Raw genomic sequence first — 24,506 nt, 5'->3', positions numbered from 1 at the left:
GGGCGTGACGATATGGGCCGTTACATCTTGGGCATGGCGGCGATGTCGCGAACGGTGCCGGCGACGCCCGCGATCTTGGCCACCGAGGCCGCTTTACCGGTGGCAAGATCCACCTTGTAGAGCGTGTCGCCCGCCATCAGCCAGCCGTCGTTGCTGCCCTCGCCCGCCACGATGTCGAAGGCCACCGCGTCCGCCGGCATGCCGATCATGCCCACCGAGTTGAGCACGCCGTCATTGGGCGGGGCCTGCTTCACGAGGGCGCCCGTGGCGTCGATGTCGTACAGGGTGGTCTCCTTGGCGCCCTTCATGGAGTTGGTGTAGGCGCCCGCCACGATCTTGGGCGTCTTGCCCTTGTGCATGTCGCCATCGGCGAATTTCAGGTTGCCGTCCTTCGTGACCTTGCCGTCATCGACGTTGGCCCGCAGGTTCGTCCCGTCGGATCCGATGATGCGCAGGCGGTCGGCCGCCGGATTGAAGTCGACGGTCGCCATCACGCCGGGCGACAGCATCGTGTCGAGCTTGGACTTCATGGTCGCCTTGCCGGAGGCCGGGTCGATCGTCACGACCGTGCCGTCGGCCACGACGCCATAGAGCATGCCGTCGGCGGGCCGCACGTCGATCCCCAGGAGTCGGCCCGAGATGCCGGACACCGTCATGGTGTTGCCCACCTTCTTGGCCGCCACGTCGACGATCGCGATCGTGTTGTCGCCGACGAGGGCCGCGACGGATTGGGCTTGAGCGGCGCCCGCGAGGAAGGTCGTCCCGATGAGGGCGGCGGCGAGGGTCGCGAGTTTCATGGGTGTTCTCTCCGGTTGATGAAGCCTGATCGGGAGCGACCGGCTGTTGCGCTTACCCACCGGACTCCCCTATGGATGCAGGGGCCGTCAAAAATTTTTCGCCGCCCCGCATCCGCCCGACGGGCTCGCGGGTAGGAACCTTGCCGATAGGAACCTTGCCGTTGGAGCATGACCCCACGTGACCGCAGCGCTCGGCGCATCGGCCTCCGAGGCCACCGACCTGAACGACGCCCTGCGCCGGTGCGCCGGGGGCGACCGCTCGGCCCTGCGGGCGATCTACGACGCCGAAGCCGCCCGGATGCTGGGCGTCGCCATGCGCCTGCTGCGCCGCCGGGCCTTGGCCGAGGAGGCGGTGCACGACACCTTCATGCAGGTCTGGCAGAGGGCCGCGAGCTTCGACCCCAGCCGAGGCACCGGACGCGCCTGGCTCTACACGGTCCTGCGCAACAGGGCTCTCAACATTCTGCGGGGAGAGACCCGCACCGACCTGGTGGACGATTTCGAGCCCATGGGGCTCACGAGCGAGGATGAGGACGCCGAGGCGATCATGCTGCGGCTCTCCGAGACCAGTGCCCTGAAACGCTGCCTCCAGCGCCTCGAGCCCCGCCGCCGGCAGGCCGTGATCCTGTCCTACATGCAGGGGCTCAGCCACGGGGAGCTCGCGGGCCGGATGGGTGTGCCCCTGGGCACCGCGAAGGCCTGGATCCGCCGCGCGCTCGCCACGCTTCGGGAGTGCATGGCATGACCCACCCCAGCCTCACCCACGCCGAGATGGATCGCCTCGCCGCCGAACACGTGATGGGTCTTCTCGAAGGCGAGGAGCGCCGGACAGCCGAGCAGCTCCTGGCCTCGGACCGCACCTTCCAGGACCTCATCGAGAACTGGCAGGAACGCTTTCACGAGCTCGACGCCACGACCCCCGCGGCGGCCGTCGGCGAGACCCTGTGGAGCCGGATCGAGTCGAGCCTGCCGCAGGCCGCGGCGGCCAGCGCGCCGGGCTTCTCGGGCCCTGGCCCCGTCTCGATCCTGGCAACGGCCTGGCGCAGCCTGACGTTCTGGCGGGCGGCGGGCCTCACCGGCGCCTTCGCGAGCCTCGTGCTCGCCATCGGGCTCGGGATCTTCGCCAGTCGCGCGGCGCGCCAGCCCGTGATGGTCGCCGTACTGATGACGGATGCGAACCGCCCCGCCGCCGTGGTGAACGCTTACGCGAACGGAAGCGCCGAATTGGTGCCGCTGGGAGCAATCCAGGTGCCTCCGGGCAGGGCTCTGGAGATCTGGACGCTCTGGGATCAGGCCCGGGGGCCGGTCTCCATCGGTGTCATCGATGAAGCCCGCACGGTCCGCCTCAAGCTCGAGAACCTGCCGCGCACCTCTCCCGAGCAGCTCTTCGAGATCAGTCTCGAACCGACCGGGGGATCGCCGACCGGTCGCCCCACCGGTCCCGTGCTGATGAAGGGGACGACGAGTACCGCTCTTTGATCGTATGAATGCCGCAATTGCGACAAGGATAACGGGAAGACTCAAACGACGATTCTTCAGGATAATTCAGTTACTTCATTCGGGAGTCCGATCATGTCGTCGAAGAAGCCGGGTTTGACGGGCGAACAGGGCAAGCCGCCCAACCAGGATGAGCAGGACAGGGTCGACGCCGCGCTGGACGAGGCCTTGGAGGAGACCTTCCCCGATAGCGATCCCATCAATCTCGACCAATGGACCGAGATGCGCCGGGAGCAGCATGAAGCCAACCCGCCGCAAAAGGCCGACACCGCTCCGACCGAGGAAGAGATCGACCGCATCAAGCGCTATCTCAGCGGGCCGACCTCGTTCTCGGCCTGAGCGATCCCCTCAAAATAAACGCGAGCCGCCCGCATCCACCGTTCTTCCTGCCGGGTAAATCCTCTTGAAGGATAACCTTCGATCGACGGCGAGAAAGCCTCGATCTCGTTGCACCCGATGAGGAAAGCGCCCCATGAAGATCCGTCTCACCCTGCTGGCTGCGGCCATCGCTCTCTCGTCTCCCGCCTTTGCCAAGGACACGACCAAGACCGTCGGCGGCGCGGCGATGTATTCGTCGAAGACCATCGTCGACAATGCCGTGAACTCGAAGGACCACACCACGCTCGTCAGCGCCGTAAAGGCTGCGGGCCTCGTGGATACGCTGCAATCTCCCGGACCCTTCACGGTCTTCGCGCCCACCAACAAGGCCTTCGGCAAGCTCCCGGCCGGGACGGTCGAGAGCCTCGTGATGCCCCAGAACAAGGCGGCGCTCACGGGAATCCTCACCTATCATGTGGTGCCGGGCCGCCTCACGGCTCAGGATCTGATGAAGCAGGTAAAGGCCGGCGGCGGCACCGCCATGCTCAAGACCGTGCAGGGCGAGACCCTCACCGTCAGACAGGCTGGCCGGAATCGCCTGACCGTCACGGACAAGAAGGGCGACGTCGCCACCGTCACGATTCCGAATGTTCTGCAGTCGAACGGTGTCATCCACGTAGTCGACACCGTCCTGCTTCCAGGTTGATCCGCCGGTTGCGTCCCGCTCCCGCCCAGGCGCGGGACGCTCCCGTCGTTCGGCGCGTTGCGGAGGTGCCTAGGCGGCCTCCGCGCGTGCCCTTTTGTCGAAGGGTCGATCGGAACTTCTGCCGATTTGATACATTATCATCTTGCTCCGGAGGCGCAGACCACTTACGGACCTTTCCTGAGAATTCAACAGCCTGAGGGAGCGATCCATGAGTGTATCCTGGCGCGATGCGAACCTATCGAACTGGAACAATCGGGCGGCCCTTCACGTTCGCGACGCCTCCGGATTCTACGATGTCGACGGCTTCCTGAAAGGTCAGGACGCCCTGTATCCCATCGAGGCCGGCGAGATCGGCGACGTGGCCGGCAAGAGCCTGCTCCACCTCCAATGTCATTTCGGCATGGACACCCTGTCGCTCGTGCGCCGGGGCGCCGTTGCGACCGGCCTCGATTTCTCCCCCGTGGCCATCGCGGCCGCTCGCGACCTGTCACGGCGGTCCGGCTTGCCCGCGACCTTCGTCGAGGCCGATCTCTACGATGCGCCCCGCGCCGTTCCAGGGTCCTTCGACATGGTTTATTCGACCTGGGGCACGATCTGCTGGCTGCCGGACATCCGCGCCTGGGCCGAAATCGTGGCGCAGAAGCTGGCGCCGGGCGGCACGTTCTATTTTCTCGACTCCCACCCTGCCGCCCAGGTGCTGGAGGAGCGGGACGGACGCATCGAGACGACCTATGCGTGGCGCACGCCCCCGGAGACACCGGACTTCTCGACCGAGACGCAATCCTATACGGGCGACGTGCATGCCGAGCCGACCAGCATGTACAACTGGAATCATCCGCTATCTGACATCGTCGGCGGGCTTCTGGCTTCGGGGCTCGTCCTCGAATCCTTCGCCGAGCACGAGACCCTACCCTACCGCCTCTTTCCGTCCATGGTGCCGGCCGAAGGTCGCATGTTCAGGCTGCCGGACGGTGCCGTGGCGATCCCCCTCGCCTTTTCGCTGCGGATGAGGAAGCCCGCTTCGTGACATTCGCCGGGCGCGACCTATTTGCACAGGGGGCGTCCCACAGGGGCACCTGATCTCTCTCCCACCGCGGCAATTTCAGCGGAAATCATGCGCCTACGCGAAGAAAAAGCCGAGAAGGCACGCATTGTTGATGCGAACCTCCCTATTTGGGGGGTCCCCGCAAGAGTTATTCGTCTCATATGCCATTTCGGTTAAATGCTTTGGCTTCGGGATCGGAATTACAACCTCACGTGTGTCGTGCGCTCGACTTGGCAGGGGATTAAACCTGACGGATGAGACGGTGTGTTTATTGGTTAATGCTTCGTCTCCACCGACGGTAATTTACTCGTGAGTCCAAGGCTGTATTGTTCAGTTTACGTGGACAAGCGTTACTTAAAGTCGTACCAGAACAGTAAAGGAAAGCCTGATGGACACGAAGAAGTCACCGAGCCCGATCGACCGTCACATCGGTGCCCGCATCCGCGCGCGCCGGACCCTGATCGGCATGTCCCAGGAAAAGCTGGGCGAGGCGCTCGGCCTGACGTTCCAGCAGGTGCAGAAGTACGAGAAGGGCACCAATCGCGTCGGCTCCGGACGCCTGCAGGAGATCGGCGACATCCTCGGCGTTCAGGTGACCTATTTCTTCGAAGGCCAGGACGGCGAGCGCAAGACCAAGGAAGGCAGCCCGATCGTCCAGGAGATCGAAGAGTTCCTGTCCCAGAAGGACAGCATCGAACTTCTCAGCGCTTTCAACGCCATCAGCAACGCGGACATGCGCCGCGCCCTCATCAACATGGCCCGCGCGTCGGCTGGCCTCGAGAAGGGCGATGGGATCGCCGCGCCCCTCAATGGGCGGGGACATTCCCCTCGGCGGGCCTACGCACGCAACTCGTGATCCCGATGCTGGATGCGCGGTCGGACCGCGCGACACCCCGCAGGATCGTCGGCGGATCGGGTTCGGCCGCGGGATAGGTGCCTTTCAGCACCCCGCTCGCCGATTTCCCACCCGCGCAGATCAGCCCCGCACGACCCTCCGCCTCGATCCGCACCGGCAGCGGCAGGCTTTCGGCCATGGACCGTCTCCGGATGGAGCCCGCCGACCACAGACGCGGACAGGCCTGTCGATTGCCGTCTTGCACGGGCTTTTTCCCGACGCGGCCCTCGCACCGCTCGTGATGAATGAAAGCCTCGCTGGGTGGTCTGCTGCGTGGGAATCCGCAACAGACGCTCAGCCCATATCCCCTTCGGCCATCAAGCCTCTGTAGCACCCGTGTCATCGTGCAGGAGCGATTGCACGAAAAGATTCGACAACTAAAAGTTATAGTATTACATGATGCAACCTTGGATTATTCGCCTGGGTATGCACAACCTTGCCTGTTTCCGACGTCGATCATTTCATCCGCCGCTGGTCCCCTGGCGAGGGCGGGGCCGAGCGGGCCAATTTCCAGATGTTTCTCTCCGAGCTGTGCGCCGTCATCGGCGTGGCGCCGCCGGAGCCGTCGGGCCCCGACCCGAGGCGCAACGACTACGCGTTCGAGCGCGCGGTGCGGCCTCGCGGGAGCGAGCCGCTTCAGACGCCGAAACGGATCGATCTCTACAAGCGCAATGCCTTCATCCTGGAAGCCAAGCAGTCACGCCTGCCGGGCCGCGTCAAGGCGATTCCGGGCGAGCTTCCGCGCCCGGGAATTGAGCCGCGGACCCTCGGCCGCCGCGGCGCCGCGCGGGGCTGGGACGTCCTGATGAAGAACGCCCGCCAGCAGGCGGAGGCCTATGTCTTCCTCCTCGATGCCGACCACGCGGCCCCGCCCTTCATCATCCTGTGCGATGTGGGCCATTGCCTGGAGCTCTATGCGGACTTCACGGGAACGGGCCGGGCTTACGGCCACTACCCGGACCGCAACGGTTTCCGCATCGACCTGGAGGATCTGCGCGATCCGTTGATCCGGGAGCGGCTGCGCAAGGTCTGGGAGGAGCCACACAGCCTCGATCCGGCCCGGGAAGCCGCCCGGGTGACCCGCGACATCGCCGGCCGGCTGGCCGGAGTGAGCAAGGCCCTGGAGCAGCGCGGATGCGGGACGGAAGACGTCGCGCATTTCCTCATGCGCTGTCTGTTCACGATGTTCGCCGAGGACGTGGAACTGCTGCCGCCCGACAGCTTCAAGGCGCTGCTGCAGAAGAGCGAGCAGGACCCCTCGCATTTTCCCCACCGTCTCAAGGCCTTGTGGCAGGAGATGGAGAAGGGCGAGGAGTTCAGCCACGTGGTCGAGGCGCGCATCCGGCGCTTCAACGGCGGCCTGTTCAGCGACAGCACCGTGTTCGCCCTCGGGCGCGAGGACATCGGCGAGTTGCTCGCGGCCGCGAAGCATTCCTGGCACGACGTAGACCCGGCCATCTTCGGCACGCTGCTCGAGCAGGCTCTCGACAAGACGGAGCGCAAGCGCCTCGGCGCCCATTACACCCCCCGCGCCTACGTGCAGCGCCTCGTGGAGGTCACCGTGATGGAGGCCCTGCGCGAGGACTGGCAGAAGGCGCTGCTCAAGGCCGAGCACGCCAAGGAGACCGGCGACGACAAGGCGGCCGTCGCGGCCGTGCGGGCGTTCCATGCGCAGCTCTATTCGACGCGGGTGCTCGACCCCGCCTGCGGCACCGGGAACTTCCTCTACGTGGCCCTGGAGCTCATGAAGAAGCTGGAGGGCGAGGTGCTGGAAACGCTGGCGCAACTCGGTGAGACGGAGAGCCTGCTGCTCGAGCGCGAGAGCGTGGATCCGCACCAGTTCCTCGGCCTCGAGATCAACCCCCGCGCGGCCGCCATCGCCGAGTTGGTGATCTGGATCGGGTATCTCCAGCAGCATTACCGCACGCGAAAATCCCACCCGAGCGAGCCGATCCTACGCGCGTTCGCCAATATCAATTTCGGCACCCGCCGGGGCTACGACGCCGTGCTGACCTGGGACAGTTACCCGGTGAAGCAAGCGGTGGAGAAAGACGGGGCGGACGTTGAAACCTATCCGAACGCGCGCAGGCCCGTCTGGCCGGAGGCGGAGTTCATCGTGGGCAACCCGCCGTTCATCGGCGGCAAGGACATCCGCGCCCGTCTCGGCGACGCCTATACCGAGGCACTTTGGACAACGCACAAGCACATGAACGACAGCGCCGACTTCGTCATGTACTGGTGGGACCGCGCGGCGGACATCCTGACGGCGAAGGACCCGACGTTGCGCCGCTTCGGGTTCGTCACCACCAACTCCATCACGCAGGAGTTCTCCCGCCGGGTGATGAAGAAGCGCCTGGACGGCAAACCGCCGGTCTCCCTCGTGATGGCGATCCCGGACCACCCGTAGACGAAAGCCTCGAAAGACGCGGCAGCGGTGCGGATTGCCATGACGGTGGCCGAGAAAGGCGAACGCGAAGGCGGGCTGCACGAGGTGGTGCGCGAGAGCGGGCTGGAGACGGATGAGCCGGTGGTGGAGCTGAGGGCGCGGATAGGGCGGATCAATGCGGATTTGACGGTGGGCGTGGATGTTACCAGAGTTTCATCGCTCTTAGCTGACAAAAGTCTTGCTTACATGGGATACAAACTTCACGGACAAGGCTTTGTAATCGATGCAATTCTAAAGAACGAACTTACTAGTGCATGTGCGGACAACGCAGAACAAATAGTTCGGCCATACATGAACGGGAAGGATCTCGTTCAAGGAAATCGCAGTCGATACGCTTTAGATTTATATCCGCTCGGACAAGATACAGTTCGAAAGGAGTATCCTAAAATTTATCAACATCTTTTAACACACGTAAAGCCTGAACGCGACCAAAATAGAGAGCAATTTCGTAGAGAAAATTGGTGGTGGTTTGGCCGCACTCATGCATCACAACGTGATGCATTATGCGATCTTGATAAGTACATAGGTACAGCGCGAACTGCAAAACATCGCATATTTTCGTTTCTTGAATCGAATGTAATTTCAGAAAGCAAAATTGTTATCATCGCTAGTGACGATCCAGCAGTGTTGGGCATTCTCTCGTCACGCATTCACATTGTTTACTCACTAAGAACAGGCGGCTGGCTTGGAGCTGGCAATGACCCCACCTATAATCATACGGAATGCTTTGAAACGTTCCCCTTCCCCGACCCACCCGACTCCCTCAAAGCCCAAATCCGCGCCGTTGCCGAAGAGCTCGATGCGTTTCGCAAAAGCCGCCAAGCCGAGCATCCGAAGCTGACGCTGACGCAGATGTACAACGTTCTGGAGAAGCTGAAGGTGATGGAGGCGGCGCGCCGCTCGTCCCCCTCCTCCTTGTGGGGAGGTCGAGTCGCGCAAGCGACCGGGGTGGGGGTGTGAGCGCCAACCTCTCGGAGCGTCGCGCACACACCCCCCTCTCCAACTCTCCCCCACAAGGGGGGAGAGGGCCGGTGGAGTCCGCGATGCCCCTCACGCCCGACGAGGAGCGCATCAAGGACCAGGGCCTCATCCTTATCCTGAAGGAGTTGCACGAGCGCCTCGACCGGCTCGTGTTCCAGGCCTATGGCTGGCCCGAAACGCTCTCCGACGAGGAGGTTCTCGAACGCCTCGTGGCCCTCAACGCCGAGCGGGCGCGGGAGGAGGCGGCGGGGCATGTGCGCTGGCTGCGGCCGGATTACCAGGTCCCGCGCTTCGCCAAGGCGGCGGCCGCCCCGGCCGGAGAGCTGGAACTGAGGTCGAACGTCATCGCCATCGACCGGGCCCTGCCCGATTTCCCCAAGGATCGCAACGAGGACGCTCTCGCGGTCGAGGTCGCCTTGTCGGGGGCGAACCGGCCCATGGACGCGGCGGCCATCGCGCGCGGGTTCAAGCGCGGCGGCAAACGCATCGAGGCGCGGGTGGCGCAGGCGTTGAACACGCTGGTGCGCTACGGGCGGATTTCGAAGACGCCGGACGACCTCTACCTGGCGCGAAAGGCGGCCTGAGAGCCGCTTCTCTCCACGATCCGACGCGAAATCCGAACCATCTGCCCCTGCAGAACTTGTCGAAACCGGATCCCTTGCTTTAGCTGCGCGGGACCATCGACGGGAGACCCCATGAGCATCGGCCTGATCGCCCTCTTGGACAACATCGCGGGATTGGCCAAGGTGGCGGCCGCCTCCCTGGACGACGTGACGGCGCAGGCCGCGCGGGCGGGCGTGAAGGCGGCGGGCGTGGTGATCGACGACACGGCCGTGACCCCGCGCTACGTCATGGGGTTCAAGGCGAGCCGCGAGTTGCCCATCGTGGGCAAGATCGCGCTGGGGTCCCTCAAGAACAAGCTCCTCTTCCTGCTGCCCGCCGCTCTCCTGCTCGGCCTCTTCGCGCCCTGGGCGATCACGCCGCTGCTCATGCTGGGCGGCGCCTATCTCTGCTACGAGGGCGCCGAGAAGGTGTTCGAGGCGCTGTCGCCCCATGGGGCGCACGAGCACGAGGCGGAGGTCGAGGGGCAGCCCGTCTCGCCCCAGGCCTTCGAGGACCAGAAGGTGCGGGGCGCCATCAGCACGGATTTCATCCTGTCGGCCGAGATCATGGCCATCACCCTCGGGACGGTGCCGGAGGCCTCGTTCTGGGCCCAGGCGGTGGTGCTGGCGGCGGTGGGCACGGGCATCACGGCCCTGGTCTACGGGGCGGTGGCGCTCATCGTGAAGGCGGACGACGCCGGCGTGGCGCTGGCCTGCAACGAGCGGCCCGTCTCCAGCATTTTGGGCCTTCGAACCCTGCCGGCGGGAACACCGCCGACCGGCTCGGACCGGGCCCTGGCGGGAATGACCCGCGGTTTCGGGCGCGGCCTCGTGGGGGCCATGCCGGTGCTGCTCCAAACCCTCGCCATCGTGGGCACCGCCGCGATGATCTGGGTGGGCGGCGGCATCATCCTGCACGGCCTGGAGGAGCATGGCCTCGCAGGCCCCGGGCACGCCGTAGAGGCCTGGTCCTCGGCGGCGGGCCATGCCGTCCCGGCGCTCGGCGGCTTCGTGGAATGGCTGGTCTCGGCCGCCGCCGCGGGAGCGTTCGGCCTCCTGCTCGGCGGCCTTCTGATCCCGGCGGTGCATTACGGCGTAGTTCCCCTCCTCAAGGCGTTCAGGCGGCGCTGAGGGGCCGGATCGCGCGGCCCCTCCTGTCGGTGCGCATGGGGCGTTACAGCTTGCCCAGCTTGAGGAAGATCGTCTCCCCGGAGGAGCCGTCGACACCGTCGTTATCGGTGACGATATAGGCGTCGCCGGCCTGATCCACCGCGAAGCTTTCCACCTTGTCGAGCACGTAGCCCTTTGGGGCCTTGAGCGCCGGCAGCAGGTCACGCAGCTCCGTCTTCTTCACCACCGGCAGCTCACCGCCCAAAGGCGCGGGCTTCATGTCGGCGAGCGGCACGGCATAGAGCTTCTTGACCTTCGCCTTCTCGGCGATCTGGTTGTCGCGCTCGATGATGATGACCCGGTCGCCCACGGCGGTCATCTCCGACAGGCCGATCCATCCGGCCTCCGCCTTGTCGAGGGGGTAGCTCACGGCCCCCCAGCTCTTGCTCGAAGGCTTGTAGGCCAGAAGCTTCACGTGGCCCTTCTTGTCGTCCGCCCATTCGCGCTGGACGGCGACCCAGACGGTCTCGTCCGCGCCGGTGCCCGTGACGGTCACGCCTTCCAAGCCGTAGTTCTTCGCGCCCTCCTCAAGGGCGGCCGGCAGCGAGACCTCCTCCTGGATCACGCCCTTCGCGTCCACGCGGACGAGGAGGTTCCTCACGCCCTTCTCCAGATTGCCCTCGGAGGCGAGCCAGAAGCCACCGCCGCGGGCGTTCGCGATGCCCTCCAGGTCCAGCTTCTCGGCAGCCTGGCCGTTGCGGGTCACGAGGGTCTCCGCCGTGATCAGGGCCGGGCTCCCGGTGGCGTCCACCGTGAGGATGCGGGGGGCGGCCCCATAGGCGCTGTCCGTGACGGCGTAGAGCCTGCCGGCTTGCTGCGGGTCCGCCACGAAGCCCGACAGCGCACCCCAGGCGATGGGCAGTCCGTCGGCGGCTTTCGCGGAGCGGATCGTCGGATAGGCCGGTGCGGCGCGCTCCGCGCGCCCGTAGATCATCACGTGCGGGGCGACGCCGCCCTCGCCGTGCAGGTCGATCTCGCTGGTGGCGACGAACAGGTTGCGGGACGGGATGGTGACAAGCCCCTCGGGGCCGATACCCGTGGGCAGGACCTGCAGCAGCTCGGGCGCCCCGCCCGTATCCTTGTAGACGCCCACCACGGAGGCGCGCTCGGAGCCCACGAAGATCAGGCGGTCGGCCCCGAAGGTGCCGGTTTCCAAGCCCTCGATCTCGACGCCCTTGCTGTTGCGCTTCTCGGGGTAGTGGCCCAGCGCCACGATCTCGTGCTCCAGGCTCGCGCCGGACTCGTAGGCAACGGAGCCGTCCTTGTTGAAGATCGTGAAGCCGCGCGAGCCGCCCTTCCAGTCGCCCTCGTTGGCGGTGACGAAGCGGTTGGCGTCGATCCAATGCACCGCATCGGGCTCACGAACCACGCCGGTCTTGGAATCGGTGAGGCTGATCCGGCCGTCGCGCTTGGTGTCGATGTTCTTCAGGTCCACGGCCCCGGCTGTGAAATGAGCATCGACCTTGCCGGTCTTGCCGTCCACCACGGCGATATGGTTGTTCTCCTGCAGCGTGACGACGATTTTGCCCTCGTCGTTGATGTCGACGAATTCCGGCTCCGGGTCTTCTCCGGCGACGCCTGCGAGACCTGTGAGGGACACGGTCTTCAGCGCCGCGCAATCGACGCCGCTGCCGTTCAAGGCTCCGATGACCAGGGAACCGGCAGGCATCTGCGGGAGGGCACCGTCATTAACCTTCTCGTCGCGCTCGTTCTCGATGGCGATCGCCAGGAGGCCCGCATGGGCGGCCACGGAATCCGGCTGGCCCGGCAGGGCGCATTCGGCCGTGACCGTGCGCGCCTTCAGGTCCACCAGAACCAGCTTGCCGCTCGGGCTGGTGAAGCTCTCCGAGGTGTTGATCGCCACGAAAGCCATGGGGCCGACGACCTTGACGGACGTCGGCTCGCCGCCCACCGCCAGCTTGCCGCCGGGCTTCGGATTGGCCGGATCGGTGATGTCGATGAAGCCGATCTCCTTACGGGGGCTGTCCGTATAGACCAGCAGGTTTCCGTCGTCGCTCGCCGAGATGATCTCGGCCACGGTTTCGCCCTTCTGGTCAGCATCGGCCGGGATATTCGCCGTGATCGGGAAGCTCGCGATGCGGTCGAAATATTCGGCCGCGGAAGCGCTGAGGGCGGTGCCTGACAGGAGGAGCGCGGCGAGCGGGCCGGTGACGACGGAACGGTGAATGGGACGTTTCATGGGATCCCCGCGAAATGGCTTAGGTTGGCGGGGTTCTCTTGCGTCAATCCCGTGACAGACGAATGACAGTCCGGCGCACCCTCTCGCACTTCACTTCCGGGGCCACTCGTACCATATTCGTTCCATGGCCAAATCACCCAAAAAGCCCAAGCTTTCCACCGGGAAGGCGTCCAAACCCGAGCTGAAGCCCCTGGATACCTATCTGGCCGATCTTCTCAATCCGGCGGTGAACCGGGAGCGGGAGCGGGCGGAAGGCTTCGCCGAGCGCGCGCAGGAGACCTTTGCGCATGGCGACGTGACCGACGTCGACCCGGCGCTCGCCAAGAAGCTCGGCCTGAAAGGCCCCGACGACGGCCCGGACGTGCCTGCTGATCTCGGCGATGCGGCCCCGGACGTGAACGGCGTGTCGGCCACGGTCGATGCCCTGTCGAAGCTGCTCCTGGAAGGCGATCCGCGCTTCAAGAACGGCGTGGCCTGGGTGCCCCACCGGCCCGCCCGACCGGACAAGTCGGAAGGCGGCATTCCGTTCAAGATCAAGTCCGACTTCACGCCCTCCGGCGATCAGCCCACCGCCATCGCGGAGCTGGTGGACGGGGTGCGGCGGCAGGAGCGCGACCAGGTGCTGCTCGGCGTCACGGGCTCGGGAAAAACGTTCACCATGGCGCAGGTGATCGAGGCGACGCAGCGCCCGGCGCTGATCCTCGCACCCAACAAGACGCTGGCGGCGCAGCTCTACGGCGAGTTCAAGTCGTTCTTCCCCGACAACGCGGTGGAATATTTCGTCTCCTATTACGACTACTACCAGCCCGAAGCCTATGTGCCGCGCTCAGATACCTTCATCGAGAAGGAATCCTCCATCAACGAGCAGATCGACCGGATGCGCCACGCGGCGACGCGCGCGCTCATCGAGCGCGACGACGTGATCATCGTGGCGTCGGTGTCGTGCATCTACGGTATAGGCTCGGTGGAAACCTACACGGCCATGACGTTCTCGGTGAAGGTGGGCGAGCGCATCGAGCAGCGCCAGCTCATCGCCGATCTCGTGGCCCTGCAATACAAGCGCATCCAGAACGATTTCGCGCGCGGCACGTTCCGGGTGCGCGGCGATTCCATCGAGCTGTTCCCGGCCCACCTGGAGGATCGCGCCTGGCGCATCGGGCTGTTCGGCGACGAGATCGAGAGCATCGTCGAGTTCGATCCGCTCACGGGCAAGAAAACCAACGACCTGCAATTCGTGAAGGTCTACGCCAACTCGCACTACGTGACGCCGCGCCCGACCCTGCAGCAGGCCGTGAAGGGCATCCAGGACGAGCTGCAGCACCGCCTGCGCGAGCTCACCCGCATGGGCCGCCTGCTGGAAGCGCAGCGGCTGGAGCAGCGCACGCAGTTCGACCTGGAGATGATCGAGGCGACGGGCGCGTGCAACGGCATCGAGAACTATTCGCGCTATCTCACGGGCCGCAAGCCCGGCGAGCCGCCGCCGACGCTGTTCGAATACCTCCCCGACAACGCGCTGGTCTTCACCGATGAGAGCCACGTGACCGTGCCGCAGATCGGCGGCATGTATCGCGGCGACTTCCGCCGCAAGGCGACGCTCGCCGAATACGGCTTCCGCCTGCCCTCCTGCCTCGACAACCGCCCCTTGCGCTTCGAGGAATGGGACGCCATGCGGCCGCAATCGGTGCACGTGTCGGCCACACCCGCCAAGTGGGAGATGGAGCAGACCGGCGGCGTGTTCGTGGAGCAGGTGATCCGCCCCACGGGCCTCGTGGACCCGGTGGTGGAGATCCGCCCCGCGCGCTCCCAGGTGGACGACCTGCTGGGCGAGGTGAAGGAGCTCGCGGCGAACGGCTACCGCACCCTCGTCACGACGCTCACCAAGCGCATGGCCGAGGACCTCACCGAATACCTGCACGAGAACGGCGTGCGCGTGCGCTACATGCACTCGGACATCGACACGCTGGAGCGCATCGAGATCATCCGCGACCTGCGGCTGGGCGCGTTCGACGTGCTCATCGGCATCAACCTGCTGCGCGAGGGCCTCGACATTCCCGAATGCGCGCTCGTGGCCATTCTCGACGCCGACAAGGAAGGCTTCCTGCGCTCAGAGACGTCCCTGGTGCAGACCATCGGCCGCGCGGCCCGTAACGTGGAAGGCCGCGCGCTGCTCTATGCGGACAAGATCACCGGCTCCATGGAGCGCGCCATCGCGGAGACCACGCGCCGCCGCGAGAAGCAGCTCGCCTACAACGCCGAGCACGGCATCACGCCGCAAAGCGTGAAGAAGAACATCGCCGACATCCTGGAGAGCGTGTACGAGCGCGACCACGTGTCGGTCGATACGGGCATGGCCGACCGCACGGTGGGCCACAATCTCAAGGCCGTCATCGCCGATATGGAAAAGCGCATGCGCGAGGCCGCCGCGAACCTCGAATTCGAGGAGGCCGCGCGCCTGCGCGACGAGCTGAAGCGCCTGCAGGCCACGGAGCTTGCGGTGAGCGACGACCCGCTCGCGCGCCAATCCGACGTGGAGCGCGAGGCGGGCCGCTACAAGGGCTCGCGCAAATACGGCGCGAGCGCCAACCTGCCGCCCACCGAGCGCGGCGGCGATCCGGCTAAAGCGGGCCAGGATTCCGACGATTGGGGCCCGACCGGCAAGGGCGTGTCCGACGAGGGCACGCGCATCCGCAAGCCCGGCCTCGACGAGATGGGCCCCGGCACGGACCGCGAGGTCCCCCTCAACTTCCGCGAACGCCCCCTCCCCCGCTCCACGCAGGGACACGGCGGCCAGAAGCCGAAATACAAGGGACGCAAGGGGCGGTAGGGTGCACTGCCCCTCTCCCCTCCCCCTTGTGGGGAGGGTCGAGTCGCGAAAGCGACCGGGGTGGGGGTGTGAGCGCCGAACCGATGAAGGTTAGCGCCGACACCCCCATCCCCAGCCCTTCCCCACAAGGGGGAAGGGAGCAGGTCGGCCTTCCCCCAATCAGGAGCCCCCATGCCAACCCTCACATCTTTCCCGTCCGGCGGGAGCGCCGTGATCATCGGCGCGACGGGCGGGATCGGGGCGGCGCTGGCGGAGGCGCTAGACCACGCCCAAACCTTCACGCCCGTCACGCGCCTGTCGCGGCGGGGCGAGCCCGCCCTCGACATCACCGACGAGGCCAGCATCGAACGGGCGGCGGAGCACCTCGCGCGCCTGCCGCCGCCGCGCCTGATCCTCGATGCCACGGGCCTACTGCACGGCCCCGGCATCAGCCCGGAGAAGTCCTGGCGCGACATCGATCCCGAAGCCTTCGCGCGCTCCTTCGCGGTCAACGCCACCGGTCCGGCGCTTCTCATGAAGCACCTGCTGCCGCTCCTGCCGCGCACCGGCAAGGCCGTGTTCGCCACGCTCTCGGCGCGGGTGGGCAGCATCGGCGACAATCGCCTCGGCGGCTGGTACGCCTACCGGGCCTCGAAGGCCGCCCTCAACCAGTTCGTCCACAGTGCCGCCATCGAGCTGAAACGCCGCGCCCCGGAGGCCGTGTGCGTGGCGCTGCATCCGGGCACCGTCGACACGCCGCTCTCGGGCCCGTTCAGCCGCGCGGGTCTCGACGTGCAAGCCCCCGCCACCGCCGCCGCGCGCCTGCTCGCGGTCATCGACGGGTTGGACGCGGGCCGGACGGGCGGCTTCTTCGATCATCGCGGCGACGTCGTGGCGTGGTAAGGGCGGCCAAGCCCCATCGTCATCTCCGGGCTTGACCCGGGGACCCACGCCCCGCGACACCCGCGAAAAATCGTCCGCCCCGCGTGTCGGATCCGGGCGCGCCCGCGCGTCTTCCAGGCAGAGCGGCGGCGGCGCACCCCGCACCGCCCCGAAACCCCGCGCCCGCGCCCAGGAGCCCCTCATGACGAACCCGTCCCGGCCTGCCACCTCCGGCCCCTCGATCTCCCCCTGCCTGTGGTTCGACGGCGACGCCGAGGAGGCGGCGCGGTTCTACGTGTCGCTGGTCCCGAATTCCCGCATCGACCGCATCCAGACGAACCTCGTCGACAGCCCCTCGGGCCCCGCCGGCAGCACGCTCCTGGTGATCTTCACCCTGGCGGGCCAGCGCTTCATGGCGGTGAACGGCGGCATGCGGATGGAGTACACCCACGCGCTCTCGCTCCTCATCGAATGCGACACGCAAGCCGAGATCGACAGGCTCTGGGACGGCCTCCTGGAGGGCGGCACGCCGGAGCAATGCGGCTGGCTCAAGGACCGCTGGGGCGTCTCCTGGCAGATCACCCCCCGGGCGCTGGGCGACCTGCTCGCCACCCCCGACACCGCCCGCGCCGCGCGGGTGATGCAGGCCCTGTTCGGGATGGTGAAGATCGACGTGGAGGACCTGCGCCGGGCCTGGGAGGGGTGAGGCGAGCGCAAGCTGGAAGAGACGCCAAGCGTCCCGTGCACGCCCTCACGACCGGGGCGTGACCCGGCGACCTCCCAACCAGAAACGTCATCCCCGGGCTTGACCCGGGTATCGGCCCGACCGCTTCCCAACGCGCCGCCGTCATGGCCGTCCCCGGACTTGGTTCGGTGATCAGCCCGGCCACCCACGTCTTGCGACGCCGCCCCTGGATGCCCGCCTCCCAGCGAAGAAAGCGAGCGCGCAACGACCGAACGCCCCGACATCACCGGTTGATCGCCCGGCCACCCTCACCGCCGTCATGCGCGGCCCCGAGCCGCGCATCCACGTCTTGCGACGCGGGCCGTGGATGGCCGGGTGAAGCCCGGCCATGACGGTGGGAGGACTCTCGAGCGACGCATCAACCGAAAATCTGCATCGCTCCGGATTTAGCAATCGCCTTAAGCCACTCTACGGTTCACTGAGATGACACGGATAGCGCCAAACTATCTTAAGAAGAACCCCAACGAAGTGGTCAACCCTGCGTAGGCAGCAACTTGCAACCCGTGACAGAGGTTCGATTTCACTAATGCGCATCTACTCTTAAACCACTAACTGGCTCTAGCTATCGTAAGAAGTCATTCGATTTTATTCTCGTTCAATCCAGCCTGTTATGAAGACACCTATATAAGCACCAGCACACTCCGGATATGCAGATTTAAAAAGATCCCACCACCGATTGCTGAATAAAAAGATTCTTGCAATTATATGTTTCGAATCGCGAAGGATTTTAGGACTTCGCGCGGATCTCTAAATGGAGCTTAATTTTTTTCCTTGGTTCAAGAAAATGGCCGAGCCTCCAAGTCTTAATGCCTCTCTACAGGCAATATCTCGACGCGCTGAGAGGCTGGATCCTAAACAACAGGCCGAAACCTATGTTTCATTAGGCGGGATCGAGCACACGCTACTCAATCCAGATCATAGTATAATCTACGGTCGAAGGGGTACGGGAAAAACTCACATTATATCTTTTGTCGCCAGCAGAGCGCGTTCAAACGGGGACATTGCAGTAGTAATTGACCTTCGAACTATCGGGTCTAACGGATATATATACGCTGACGAGTCCCTTCCAATTACAGAAAGAGCAACAAGGATACTTCGAGATTTTACTGCTGCGATTCACGACGCTCTGTTGGAGAATTTTACTGCACCTTCAAGTACTCTGAAAATTGATCGCTTTTCCTCAGCTCTTGATGCATTAGCGGATTCAGTGAAGGAGGTAATTGTTAGGGAGCAAGTTGAAGAAAAAATCGGCTCTCAAACGTCCGATGCCATAAGCGGCTCAGCTGAGGGCAAGATCTCGCTGTCACCAGCTTCTTTGGGAGGTGGAGTTATCGCCAAGGGCGAAGCTAGGCATACCATTGCAGACAATCGAGAGTATCTAGTAAAAGGCCGCCCTACATTATCAATAAACATTGGCGGAGCAAGCAAAGCTCTCGCACAAATAGGGATAAGGCTCCAGTCTAGGGTCTGGTTCATGATTGACGAGTGGAGCACCGTGCCTGAAGTGCTTCAACCGTTTTTAGCAGATTACATAAAGCGCGTATTATTTCCGATACAAAATTTCTCAGTGCATATAGCTGCGATTGAGCAGAGGGCAAACTTTCGCATAGGCGAAGGAGCAACCAGTATAGGTATTGAGCTTGGCTCTGATGCTTTTGCTGATGTCAATCTAGACGATCAACTTGTGCTTGAAAATGATGCTGAGAAAGCAACTAATTTCTTCAAGCAACTGATATTCCGGCATTTCAACGCGGTTCACACGGCAGCAGGTGGCAAGGCGTTCGATACGGCCGACGAATTCGTGCGAAATGCATTCACGCAGGAACCAGCTTTCAGAGAGTTAGTGAGGGCGTGTGAAGGTGTTCCGAGGGATGCCATCAACATTCTGCAGATAGCTGCCACTCGAGCGCAAGACGAACGTATTTCCGTTTCTCACATCCGTAGCGCAGCCCACGATTGGTACGAACGTGATAAAGCTAGCTATCTAAACAACAATCAACAAGCAGCGGAACTTCTACATTGGATTATTGAGAGTGTGATTGGGGCAAGAAGAGCCAGAGCTTTTCTAGTACGTAGCGATTTGCGAAACGACATCTTGGAGCGTCTATTCGATGAGCGCATCCTGCACATAGCGAAGAGGTCTTATTCAGCCAAAGATGAAGCTGGGACTCGCTATAAGGTGTGGAAGCTGGATTATGGAAGTTATGTAGACTTAATTAATACATCGCGGGCTCCTATAGCATTTTTGCCAAATGCGGAGACTACGTCTGAGGCATCGATTAACGTTCCTGAAGATGACTTTCGTGCAATTCGCCGATCGATACTTGACATAGATTCATTTTATGCACAGCGATCTATAGACCCGCCCTAAAAATCCCCATAATCGGCTTTTCTGATTTCAGAAAATATATCGCTCGGCTCGATTTCAAGAACTTCAGAGACCTCTATAAATTCGATTAAATCCAAACGTCGCTCGCCGCTTTCGTATTTACTGACATATGTTTTATACTTACCTAGTTTTTCGCCCAGCTCTTCTTGGGTCAACCCAGCTTTCTTACGAGCATGCCTCAGGAGCATGCAAAGCCTCTCCTGCCGCGTTGTGTGAATACTTTTCATCGCTCCGCCCATGCTGAAGGCGGTCAGCGAAATATCCCGATTTAGGGGATAGACCAAAAGAGGCGAAATATCCTATTATAGGGAATTATCGTGAGCTTCATTTTCATTTGATGACCCACCCAACCTCCTGGAAACGCTCCCGCACCGCCCCGCTCTGGCAACGCCTCGACCCGGCCGGGGCGCGGCGGGTCATGGTGGATACCTACGGTGACGAGGCGGGGGCGGAGATGTTGCTGCGGGCGTTCCTGTGTGAGCGGGACCGGGAGCCGGAGGCGGCGCGGTTCTGGTTGCGGGTCTATGGGGCGCTGGACGCTCCGAGGGGCCGGACGCCGGAGGTGGCGGCAAAGGGGTGAGACGGGACCGGAGGTGTGTCCGGAGCAGGTGCGGCGTCTCGCGGCTCCTGCCCGGCGATGCGCCCCGGGGCCGTATCCCCGGGCCCCTTGCGGTGGAGCCAATCCCCGAAGCCCAAGCCCCAAGGTTTAGACCCCGGAACGAAGCCCCGGGGTTGAACCCCGGAGCCCGTGCGGCCGTCTCTGGCCCTTGCGCCCTTGCCCTTGCCCCTTCCCTTGCCTCCTGCCCTCGCCTTCCCGTGCTCAGAGCACGAAGTCGGTGGCGGCGAGCGTCACGGCGCCTTTGAGCGCGACGATGAAATCGGCGAGGCCGTCGCCGTTCACGTCGCCCCGCACGAGGGTGCGGTCCCCGGCGCTGCTGGCGCGCAGCTCTCCCGCCGTGCCGCTGAAGGCGGCGGCGCCGATGAAGCTGAAGGCCTGGTCGCCCACGAGCGCCGCGTTGGCGTCGAGGCCCGACATGTCGATGCGGTCGCCCTGCGCCTGGGAGAAGTCCTGGATCAGGTCCCGGTGCACGGTGCGCACCGCGCTGTCGGCAAGGGTCGAATAGACGAAGCTGTCCGCCCCGTCGCCGCCCGTGAGGATGTCGGATCCGGTGCCGCCGATCAGGACGTCGTTCCCCTGGTCGCCCGAGATCGCGTCCTTGCCGCCGCCGCCCACGAGAAGGTCGTTCCCGTGGCCGCCCATCAGCACGTCGCGGCCCGCGCCGCCGTCGAGGACGTCGAGCCCGCGTCCACCCTCCAGCAGGTCGTTGCCCGCGCCGCCGGTGAGCACGTCGGCCCCGCGTCCGCCGAGCAGGTGGTCGCTGCCGTTGCCGCCCACGAGGGAGTCGTTGCCCCGGCCGCCCGACAGGAAGTCGTCGCCATTGCCGCCGCGCACCACGTCGTCGCCCCGGCCGCCGTCGATGTAATCCGCCGCCGAGGTGCCCCGCAGCAGCTCGGACCGGTTGGTGCCCTGGATGCCGCCGATCTGCTCCACCTTCACGGAATCGATCCAGAACTCGAAGGTCTGGTTCTGGCCCGGCGTCGCCGCGGCCTTGAGGGTGGCGCTGCCCGTGGCCCATTGGACCGGCGGGCCCCAGATGTTCAGGTGCATGAACATTGCCTTGTCGGGCACGAGGCTCGTCTCCGTGCGCACCACCTCGCCGTCCACCAGCCAGCGCACCGCGTTGGGCAGCCACTCGATGCGGTAGGTGTGCCAGTCGGTGAGCGACCCGGTCACCGGATAGGATTTCGGGTGCCCCTCGCCCAGGGGCTCGTTGTGGTAGATGTTGGTCTGGATCTTGCCGAGATCGTTGGAGAGCGCCTCGAAGTCGATCTCGTCATGGGTGTTGGCGGGACCCGCGAAGGTGAAGAAGCCGCCGATGATGCCCGCCTGGTCCTGGTTGTAGCGGGCCCGCGCCTCGAAGGCGAGGCCGGAGCCCACCGCGAAGGTCTGCTGGGTGATGGCCTCCGAGCCCACGAGGGTCTGGTGGGTCGCGTCCGTGGGGTTGTAGGTGTCGAGCCGCAGGCGCAGGGAGCCGTCCTGGGCGCTGGGCAGCTCCTGGCGCTGCTGGGTGCGGCCGTAGAACGAGCCGCCGCTCGAGAACTGGTTGTAGTTCCACTTGGCCGCGCTGATCGGGCCGTTGGTGGAGAAATCGTCGGAGAAAATCACCGTACCGGTTGCCATCGTTCATCCTCCCTGGCGCGCGAACGCGCTCCCCACGCGGCGGCGCAGGGCCTCCGGTGGACCACGACCTGTTGATGCGAGACGGACTTTTCTGGATTGGCGATTGGCCGTGAGATTATCCGAAGCGTGACGTTTGGGAAGATGGAATTTCACGGGCCTGGCGCGGGCAGCCGGAGACTGTCCCGGGGCGACTGCGCGGCCGCCTCCCGCACTGCACCATGACGCGGGCGCCGCAGCCGGGCTCCTCCCCGTTTCGAGGGGGTGAAACGGCGTGCAACACGGTGCAACGCGTTGCGCGGACGTTTTAACGAACGCGGGCCCAGGTGTTTGAATACAGGGGCTTTTTCGGACTTTTCGTGCGGCTTTCCCCCGGCCGCGCCGGGGACGGGTCGCAAGTCTCCCGTTACGGTTCTTGCGCGCGAAACGGAGGTTGGCGAGCACCCTTTTCGCACGCCCGGGGGAAATAGGGGAAGCCGGGAGAGGGTCCCGGCCCCGCGCCGTCCGTCAGGCCGGCACGGCCCGGGGCTTGTCCATCGGGGCGAACAGGCCGTCCTCGCCCTTCTGCATGTCGACCTGCCGGTCGTGGAAGGCCGTCAGCGTCGAGCGGTGGCCGATGGACACCACGGTGGTGTCGGGCAGCTTGTCCTTGAGAACCTTGTAGATTTCCGCCTCGGTCGGCTCGTCGAGGGCCGCCGTGGCCTCGTCCAGCAGGAGCCAGTCGGGCTTGGCCAAGAGCGCCCGGGCCACCGCCACCCGCTGCTGCTCGCCGAGCGACAGGGTCTGGGCCCAGGCCCGCTCCTCGTCGAGCCGGTCGGCGAGCGCCGGCAGCTTGGCGGCGCGCAGGGCCTCGGCGATGGCGGCGTCCGGGTACTGGCCCTTCTCGCCCGGATAGGTGACCGCCGCCCGCAAGGACCCCATGGGGATGTAGGGCCTCTGGGGCAGGAGCATCATGGTCTGGCCGTCCGGCACGTGAATCCGGCCTTTCCCGAAGGGCCAAATGCCGGAAATCGCCCGGAACAGCGTGGATTTGCCGGACCCCGACGGGCCCGTGAGCAGGGTCGCCTCACCCTTGCGAAAGCTCACGCCGTCGGCCCGCATGAGCACCCGCCCGTCCGGCAGCGCCACCTGGACGCCCTCCACGGACAGGTCCCGGTTCCGGCCCGGCGTCAGCGCCACGTGGTCCCCGGCCTGCGCGCCCTGGCGCACCGATTCGATGGCCGACTCGAAGGTGATGAGCCGGTCCACCACGGCCTTGTAGTTGGCGATGGTCGCGTAGGACGTGATGAAGAAGTCGAGCGCCCCCTGGACGCTGGAGAACGCCCCCACGGTCTGCTGCATCTGGCCGAGCGTGATCTTGCCGATGAAGTAGTACGGCGCCGTCAGGATGTAGGGCACCACCACGTTGGCCTGGAAATAGCTCGACTGGAACACCTGGAGCCGCATGACCCGGCTCACGATTTGCATGAAGTTGCGCACGATCATGTCGAACCGGCCCCTGAGAGCCTGCTCCTCGGCCTTCTCGCCGTCGAGCAGGGCCACCTGCTCGGTGTATTCGCGCAGGCGCGCCAGGGAGAAGCGATAATCCGCCTCGACCCGCTCCTGCTGGAAATACAGGCGGATCAGGGGCCGGCCGATCACGTGGGTGAGCCAGGTGCCGAGCGCCGCATAGGCGATACACACCCAGACCAGCAAGCCCGGCACCGGGGTCTCGGAGCCCGGCAGGGTGAAGCCCGCCGACAGGGACCACAGGATCGCGATGAAGGACACCAGGGTGGCGGACTGGTTCATCAATCCGATGGAAAGGGTGTAGGTCTGGTCGATGTAGCTGCGCAGGTCGTCGGCGATGCGCTGGTCCGGGTTGTCCGCCTCGCGCCCCACGAGCTGCATCCGGTAATGGGTGCCATCCTTGAGCCATTCGTGGACGTACAGGCCGTTCAGGTACGAGCGCCAGCGGATCCGCAGCACGTATTGCGAGACGATCTCCACCAGCGCGATGGAGATGAACACCGTGGCCAGCGGCACGAAAATCCAGAAGAGCTGGTACCAGAACGCGCCCGCGTCCTTCTCCTGAAGCGCGTTGAACATGTCGCGGCCGAAGAAGTTCAGGCGCACGTTCAGCGCCACCTGGCCCAGGTTGATCGCGATGAGGAAGCCCAGCAGCGCCGTGCCGATCAGGCCCTCGGAGGCCCGCACCGGCCCGATCAGGGGCAGGCGGATCTCGCTCGGGGCCTTGGACGTGAAATACCGGTCGGCGATGCGCATGATCGCCTGGATCACCGGAATGCGGGACACCCCGTAGATCACGAAGGCGAAGATCGTGGCGCCCACCGCCATCGAGACCGGGGGCACGTAGCCCTTCAGGTCTCCCGTGATCCCCCCCGTCGCATCCGCCACCAGCAGGGCCGCGAAGATGAACTCCACCATGGCCAGCATGAAAACGAAGACCTGGAGGAACCGGGGCATGGACCGGGACAGCACCAGCGCCAGGCTCAGGCCCAACAGCGAAAAGGGCAGCAGGATCGAAAACGGAAGCGTCTCTCCCCACCGCAACCCGAAGAGCGCCAGTCCCGCCACAGCGGCCACGATGCCGGCCTTGATCATGAAGACATTCCTTAAAGGTAGCGAAGGATCCGTTTAAGCGGAGGAGCACGAGCCGATCAACCGAGCATATGGCGCTTTTGCGGTCGAGGACCTATCTGACCCATTACAATTCGGACACGTTGCCTCGAGCAAACTTCTATTCAGCCCAATCTGAAGCCAGAAATCGTTCCACAAAACAGAATATTCT

At 64.6% G+C, this 24,506-nt stretch carries 21 protein-coding genes; 15 read left to right on the top strand and 6 right to left on the bottom strand.

What is annotated here, in order from left to right:
• Positions 1 to 20: 20 nt before the first annotated feature.
• A complete protein-coding gene (locus ILT42_RS21680) occupies positions 21 to 797 on the bottom strand; it encodes a DUF4394 domain-containing protein (protein WP_204218091.1) in 777 nt (258 codons plus the stop codon).
• 178 nt (positions 798 to 975) lie between these two features.
• Here ILT42_RS21680 and ILT42_RS21675 point away from each other — a divergent pair, with 178 nt between their 5' ends.
• The 6 genes from ILT42_RS21675 (at position 976) to ILT42_RS21650 (ending at position 5,219) form a co-directional block, all read left to right on the top strand.
• On the top strand, positions 976 to 1,542 hold the full coding sequence (locus tag ILT42_RS21675; RefSeq protein ID WP_204218090.1) for a sigma-70 family RNA polymerase sigma factor: 567 nt from the start codon (positions 976 to 978) through the stop codon (positions 1,540 to 1,542).
• Positions 1,539 to 2,276 (top strand): anti-sigma factor, encoded by a 738-nt coding sequence (locus ILT42_RS21670; protein WP_204218089.1) that lies wholly within the window; start codon positions 1,539 to 1,541, stop codon positions 2,274 to 2,276. Before ILT42_RS21675 ends, ILT42_RS21670 begins: the two co-directional genes overlap by 4 nt.
• Before the next feature lie 93 nt (positions 2,277 to 2,369).
• Complete coding sequence (locus ILT42_RS21665) at positions 2,370 to 2,633, top strand: hypothetical protein (protein ID WP_204218088.1); 264 nt, start codon at positions 2,370 to 2,372, stop codon at positions 2,631 to 2,633.
• A gap of 133 nt (positions 2,634 to 2,766) precedes the next feature.
• Positions 2,767 to 3,318 carry a fasciclin domain-containing protein gene (locus tag ILT42_RS21660; RefSeq protein ID WP_204218087.1) on the top strand — a complete coding sequence of 184 codons (552 nt, stop codon included), beginning with the start codon at positions 2,767 to 2,769 and terminating at the stop codon, positions 3,316 to 3,318.
• 208 nt (positions 3,319 to 3,526) lie between these two features.
• Positions 3,527 to 4,345 carry a class I SAM-dependent methyltransferase gene (locus ILT42_RS21655; RefSeq protein ID WP_204218086.1) on the top strand — a complete coding sequence of 273 codons (819 nt, stop codon included), beginning with the start codon at positions 3,527 to 3,529 and terminating at the stop codon, positions 4,343 to 4,345.
• 403 nt (positions 4,346 to 4,748) lie between these two features.
• Complete coding sequence (locus tag ILT42_RS21650) at positions 4,749 to 5,219, top strand: helix-turn-helix domain-containing protein (RefSeq protein WP_229428859.1); 471 nt, start codon at positions 4,749 to 4,751, stop codon at positions 5,217 to 5,219.
• Here the strand turns inward: ILT42_RS21650 and ILT42_RS21645 are convergent.
• Complete coding sequence (locus tag ILT42_RS21645; RefSeq protein ID WP_204218084.1) at positions 5,170 to 5,397, bottom strand: hypothetical protein; 228 nt, start codon at positions 5,395 to 5,397, stop codon at positions 5,170 to 5,172. The genes ILT42_RS21650 and ILT42_RS21645 overlap by 50 nt on opposite strands.
• Positions 5,398 to 5,694: 297 nt before the next feature.
• Between ILT42_RS21645 and ILT42_RS21640 the strand changes: the two genes are divergently transcribed.
• The 4 genes from ILT42_RS21640 to ILT42_RS21625 all read left to right on the top strand — a co-directional run bounded on the left by ILT42_RS21640 (position 5,695) and on the right by ILT42_RS21625 (position 10,418).
• On the top strand, positions 5,695 to 7,665 hold the full coding sequence (locus ILT42_RS21640; protein ID WP_204218083.1) for a DNA methyltransferase: 1,971 nt from the start codon (positions 5,695 to 5,697) through the stop codon (positions 7,663 to 7,665).
• Positions 7,666 to 7,704: 39 nt separating this feature from the next.
• On the top strand, positions 7,705 to 8,664 hold the full coding sequence (locus ILT42_RS21635) for a type IIL restriction-modification enzyme MmeI (protein ID WP_204218082.1): 960 nt from the start codon (positions 7,705 to 7,707) through the stop codon (positions 8,662 to 8,664).
• An 83-nt stretch (positions 8,665 to 8,747) separates the two neighbouring features.
• Positions 8,748 to 9,269 (top strand): hypothetical protein, encoded by a 522-nt coding sequence (locus tag ILT42_RS21630; protein ID WP_204218081.1) that lies wholly within the window; start codon positions 8,748 to 8,750, stop codon positions 9,267 to 9,269.
• A 111-nt stretch (positions 9,270 to 9,380) separates the two neighbouring features.
• Entirely contained in the window at positions 9,381 to 10,418 is a 1,038-nt protein-coding gene (locus ILT42_RS21625) for a DUF808 domain-containing protein (RefSeq protein ID WP_204218080.1), read from the top strand.
• Positions 10,419 to 10,461: 43 nt separating this feature from the next.
• Here the strand turns inward: ILT42_RS21625 and ILT42_RS21620 are convergent, their stop codons facing one another.
• A complete protein-coding gene (locus ILT42_RS21620; protein ID WP_204218079.1) occupies positions 10,462 to 12,657 on the bottom strand; it encodes an esterase-like activity of phytase family protein in 2,196 nt (731 codons plus the stop codon).
• A 124-nt stretch (positions 12,658 to 12,781) separates the two neighbouring features.
• Here ILT42_RS21620 and uvrB point away from each other — a divergent pair, with 124 nt between their 5' ends.
• The 4 genes from uvrB to ILT42_RS21600 all read left to right on the top strand — a co-directional run bounded on the left by uvrB (position 12,782) and on the right by ILT42_RS21600 (position 19,458).
• Positions 12,782 to 15,481, top strand: coding sequence for an excinuclease ABC subunit UvrB (gene uvrB / locus ILT42_RS21615; RefSeq protein ID WP_204218078.1), 2,700 nt, complete (start codon positions 12,782 to 12,784; stop codon positions 15,479 to 15,481).
• Between the two features lie 171 nt (positions 15,482 to 15,652).
• Positions 15,653 to 16,363, top strand: coding sequence for an SDR family NAD(P)-dependent oxidoreductase (locus ILT42_RS21610; protein ID WP_204218077.1), 711 nt, complete (start codon positions 15,653 to 15,655; stop codon positions 16,361 to 16,363).
• A 181-nt stretch (positions 16,364 to 16,544) separates the two neighbouring features.
• Positions 16,545 to 17,048: a VOC family protein gene (locus tag ILT42_RS21605; protein ID WP_204218076.1), complete on the top strand. Its 504-nt coding sequence runs from the start codon at positions 16,545 to 16,547 to the stop codon at positions 17,046 to 17,048.
• A 790-nt stretch (positions 17,049 to 17,838) separates the two neighbouring features.
• On the top strand, positions 17,839 to 19,458 hold the full coding sequence (locus ILT42_RS21600; RefSeq protein ID WP_204218075.1) for an ATP-binding protein: 1,620 nt from the start codon (positions 17,839 to 17,841) through the stop codon (positions 19,456 to 19,458).
• On the opposite strand, the gene ILT42_RS21595 is transcribed toward ILT42_RS21600, so the two are convergent.
• Positions 19,455 to 19,664, bottom strand: coding sequence for a helix-turn-helix domain-containing protein (locus tag ILT42_RS21595; protein WP_204218074.1), 210 nt, complete (start codon positions 19,662 to 19,664; stop codon positions 19,455 to 19,457). The two genes, ILT42_RS21600 and ILT42_RS21595, sit on opposite strands and share 4 nt — an antisense overlap.
• Positions 19,665 to 19,813: 149 nt before the next feature.
• Between ILT42_RS21595 and ILT42_RS21590 the strand changes: the two genes are divergently transcribed.
• Entirely contained in the window at positions 19,814 to 20,056 is a 243-nt protein-coding gene (locus ILT42_RS21590; protein ID WP_204218073.1) for a hypothetical protein, read from the top strand.
• A 240-nt stretch (positions 20,057 to 20,296) separates the two neighbouring features.
• Here ILT42_RS21590 and ILT42_RS21585 read toward each other — a convergent pair whose 3' ends face one another.
• Positions 20,297 to 21,718, bottom strand: a complete 1,422-nt coding sequence (locus tag ILT42_RS21585; RefSeq protein ID WP_204218072.1) for a family 16 glycosylhydrolase — start codon at positions 21,716 to 21,718, stop codon at positions 20,297 to 20,299.
• A 504-nt stretch (positions 21,719 to 22,222) separates the two neighbouring features.
• Positions 22,223 to 24,319, bottom strand: a complete 2,097-nt coding sequence (locus ILT42_RS21580; RefSeq protein WP_204218071.1) for an ABC transporter ATP-binding protein/permease — start codon at positions 24,317 to 24,319, stop codon at positions 22,223 to 22,225.
• Positions 24,320 to 24,506 lie beyond the last annotated feature (187 nt).

Source organism: Microvirga pudoricolor (assembly GCF_016892705.1).
Classification (GTDB): domain Bacteria; phylum Pseudomonadota; class Alphaproteobacteria; order Rhizobiales; family Beijerinckiaceae; genus Microvirga; species Microvirga pudoricolor.
The sequence above is the reverse complement of the archived record's forward strand: the minus strand, read 5'-3'. Positions and strand labels throughout refer to the sequence as shown.

Excerpts from the sequence above, each read along its gene's own strand:
- ILT42_RS21680 (WP_204218091.1), bottom strand. The coding sequence starts at position 797 with ATGAAACTCGCGACCCTCGCCGCCGCCCTCATCGGGACGACCTTCCTC.
- ILT42_RS21670 (WP_204218089.1), top strand. The coding sequence starts at position 1,539 with ATGACCCACCCCAGCCTCACCCACGCCGAGATGGATCGCCTCGCCGCC.
- ILT42_RS21665 (WP_204218088.1), top strand. The coding sequence starts at position 2,370 with ATGTCGTCGAAGAAGCCGGGTTTGACGGGCGAACAGGGCAAGCCGCCC.
- ILT42_RS21660 (WP_204218087.1), top strand. The coding sequence starts at position 2,767 with ATGAAGATCCGTCTCACCCTGCTGGCTGCGGCCATCGCTCTCTCGTCT.
- ILT42_RS21655 (WP_204218086.1), top strand. The coding sequence starts at position 3,527 with ATGAGTGTATCCTGGCGCGATGCGAACCTATCGAACTGGAACAATCGG.
- ILT42_RS21645 (WP_204218084.1), bottom strand. The coding sequence starts at position 5,397 with ATGGCCGAAAGCCTGCCGCTGCCGGTGCGGATCGAGGCGGAGGGTCGT.
- ILT42_RS21635 (WP_204218082.1), top strand. The coding sequence starts at position 7,705 with ATGACGGTGGCCGAGAAAGGCGAACGCGAAGGCGGGCTGCACGAGGTG.
- ILT42_RS21630 (WP_204218081.1), top strand. The coding sequence starts at position 8,748 with ATGCCCCTCACGCCCGACGAGGAGCGCATCAAGGACCAGGGCCTCATC.
- ILT42_RS21625 (WP_204218080.1), top strand. The coding sequence starts at position 9,381 with ATGAGCATCGGCCTGATCGCCCTCTTGGACAACATCGCGGGATTGGCC.
- ILT42_RS21620 (WP_204218079.1), bottom strand. The coding sequence starts at position 12,657 with ATGAAACGTCCCATTCACCGTTCCGTCGTCACCGGCCCGCTCGCCGCG.
- uvrB (WP_204218078.1), top strand. The coding sequence starts at position 12,782 with ATGGCCAAATCACCCAAAAAGCCCAAGCTTTCCACCGGGAAGGCGTCC.
- ILT42_RS21610 (WP_204218077.1), top strand. The coding sequence starts at position 15,653 with ATGCCAACCCTCACATCTTTCCCGTCCGGCGGGAGCGCCGTGATCATC.
- ILT42_RS21605 (WP_204218076.1), top strand. The coding sequence starts at position 16,545 with ATGACGAACCCGTCCCGGCCTGCCACCTCCGGCCCCTCGATCTCCCCC.
- ILT42_RS21600 (WP_204218075.1), top strand. The coding sequence starts at position 17,839 with ATGGAGCTTAATTTTTTTCCTTGGTTCAAGAAAATGGCCGAGCCTCCA.
- ILT42_RS21595 (WP_204218074.1), bottom strand. The coding sequence starts at position 19,664 with ATGCTCCTGAGGCATGCTCGTAAGAAAGCTGGGTTGACCCAAGAAGAG.
- ILT42_RS21590 (WP_204218073.1), top strand. The coding sequence starts at position 19,814 with ATGACCCACCCAACCTCCTGGAAACGCTCCCGCACCGCCCCGCTCTGG.
- ILT42_RS21585 (WP_204218072.1), bottom strand. The coding sequence starts at position 21,718 with ATGGCAACCGGTACGGTGATTTTCTCCGACGATTTCTCCACCAACGGC.
- ILT42_RS21580 (WP_204218071.1), bottom strand. The coding sequence starts at position 24,319 with ATGATCAAGGCCGGCATCGTGGCCGCTGTGGCGGGACTGGCGCTCTTC.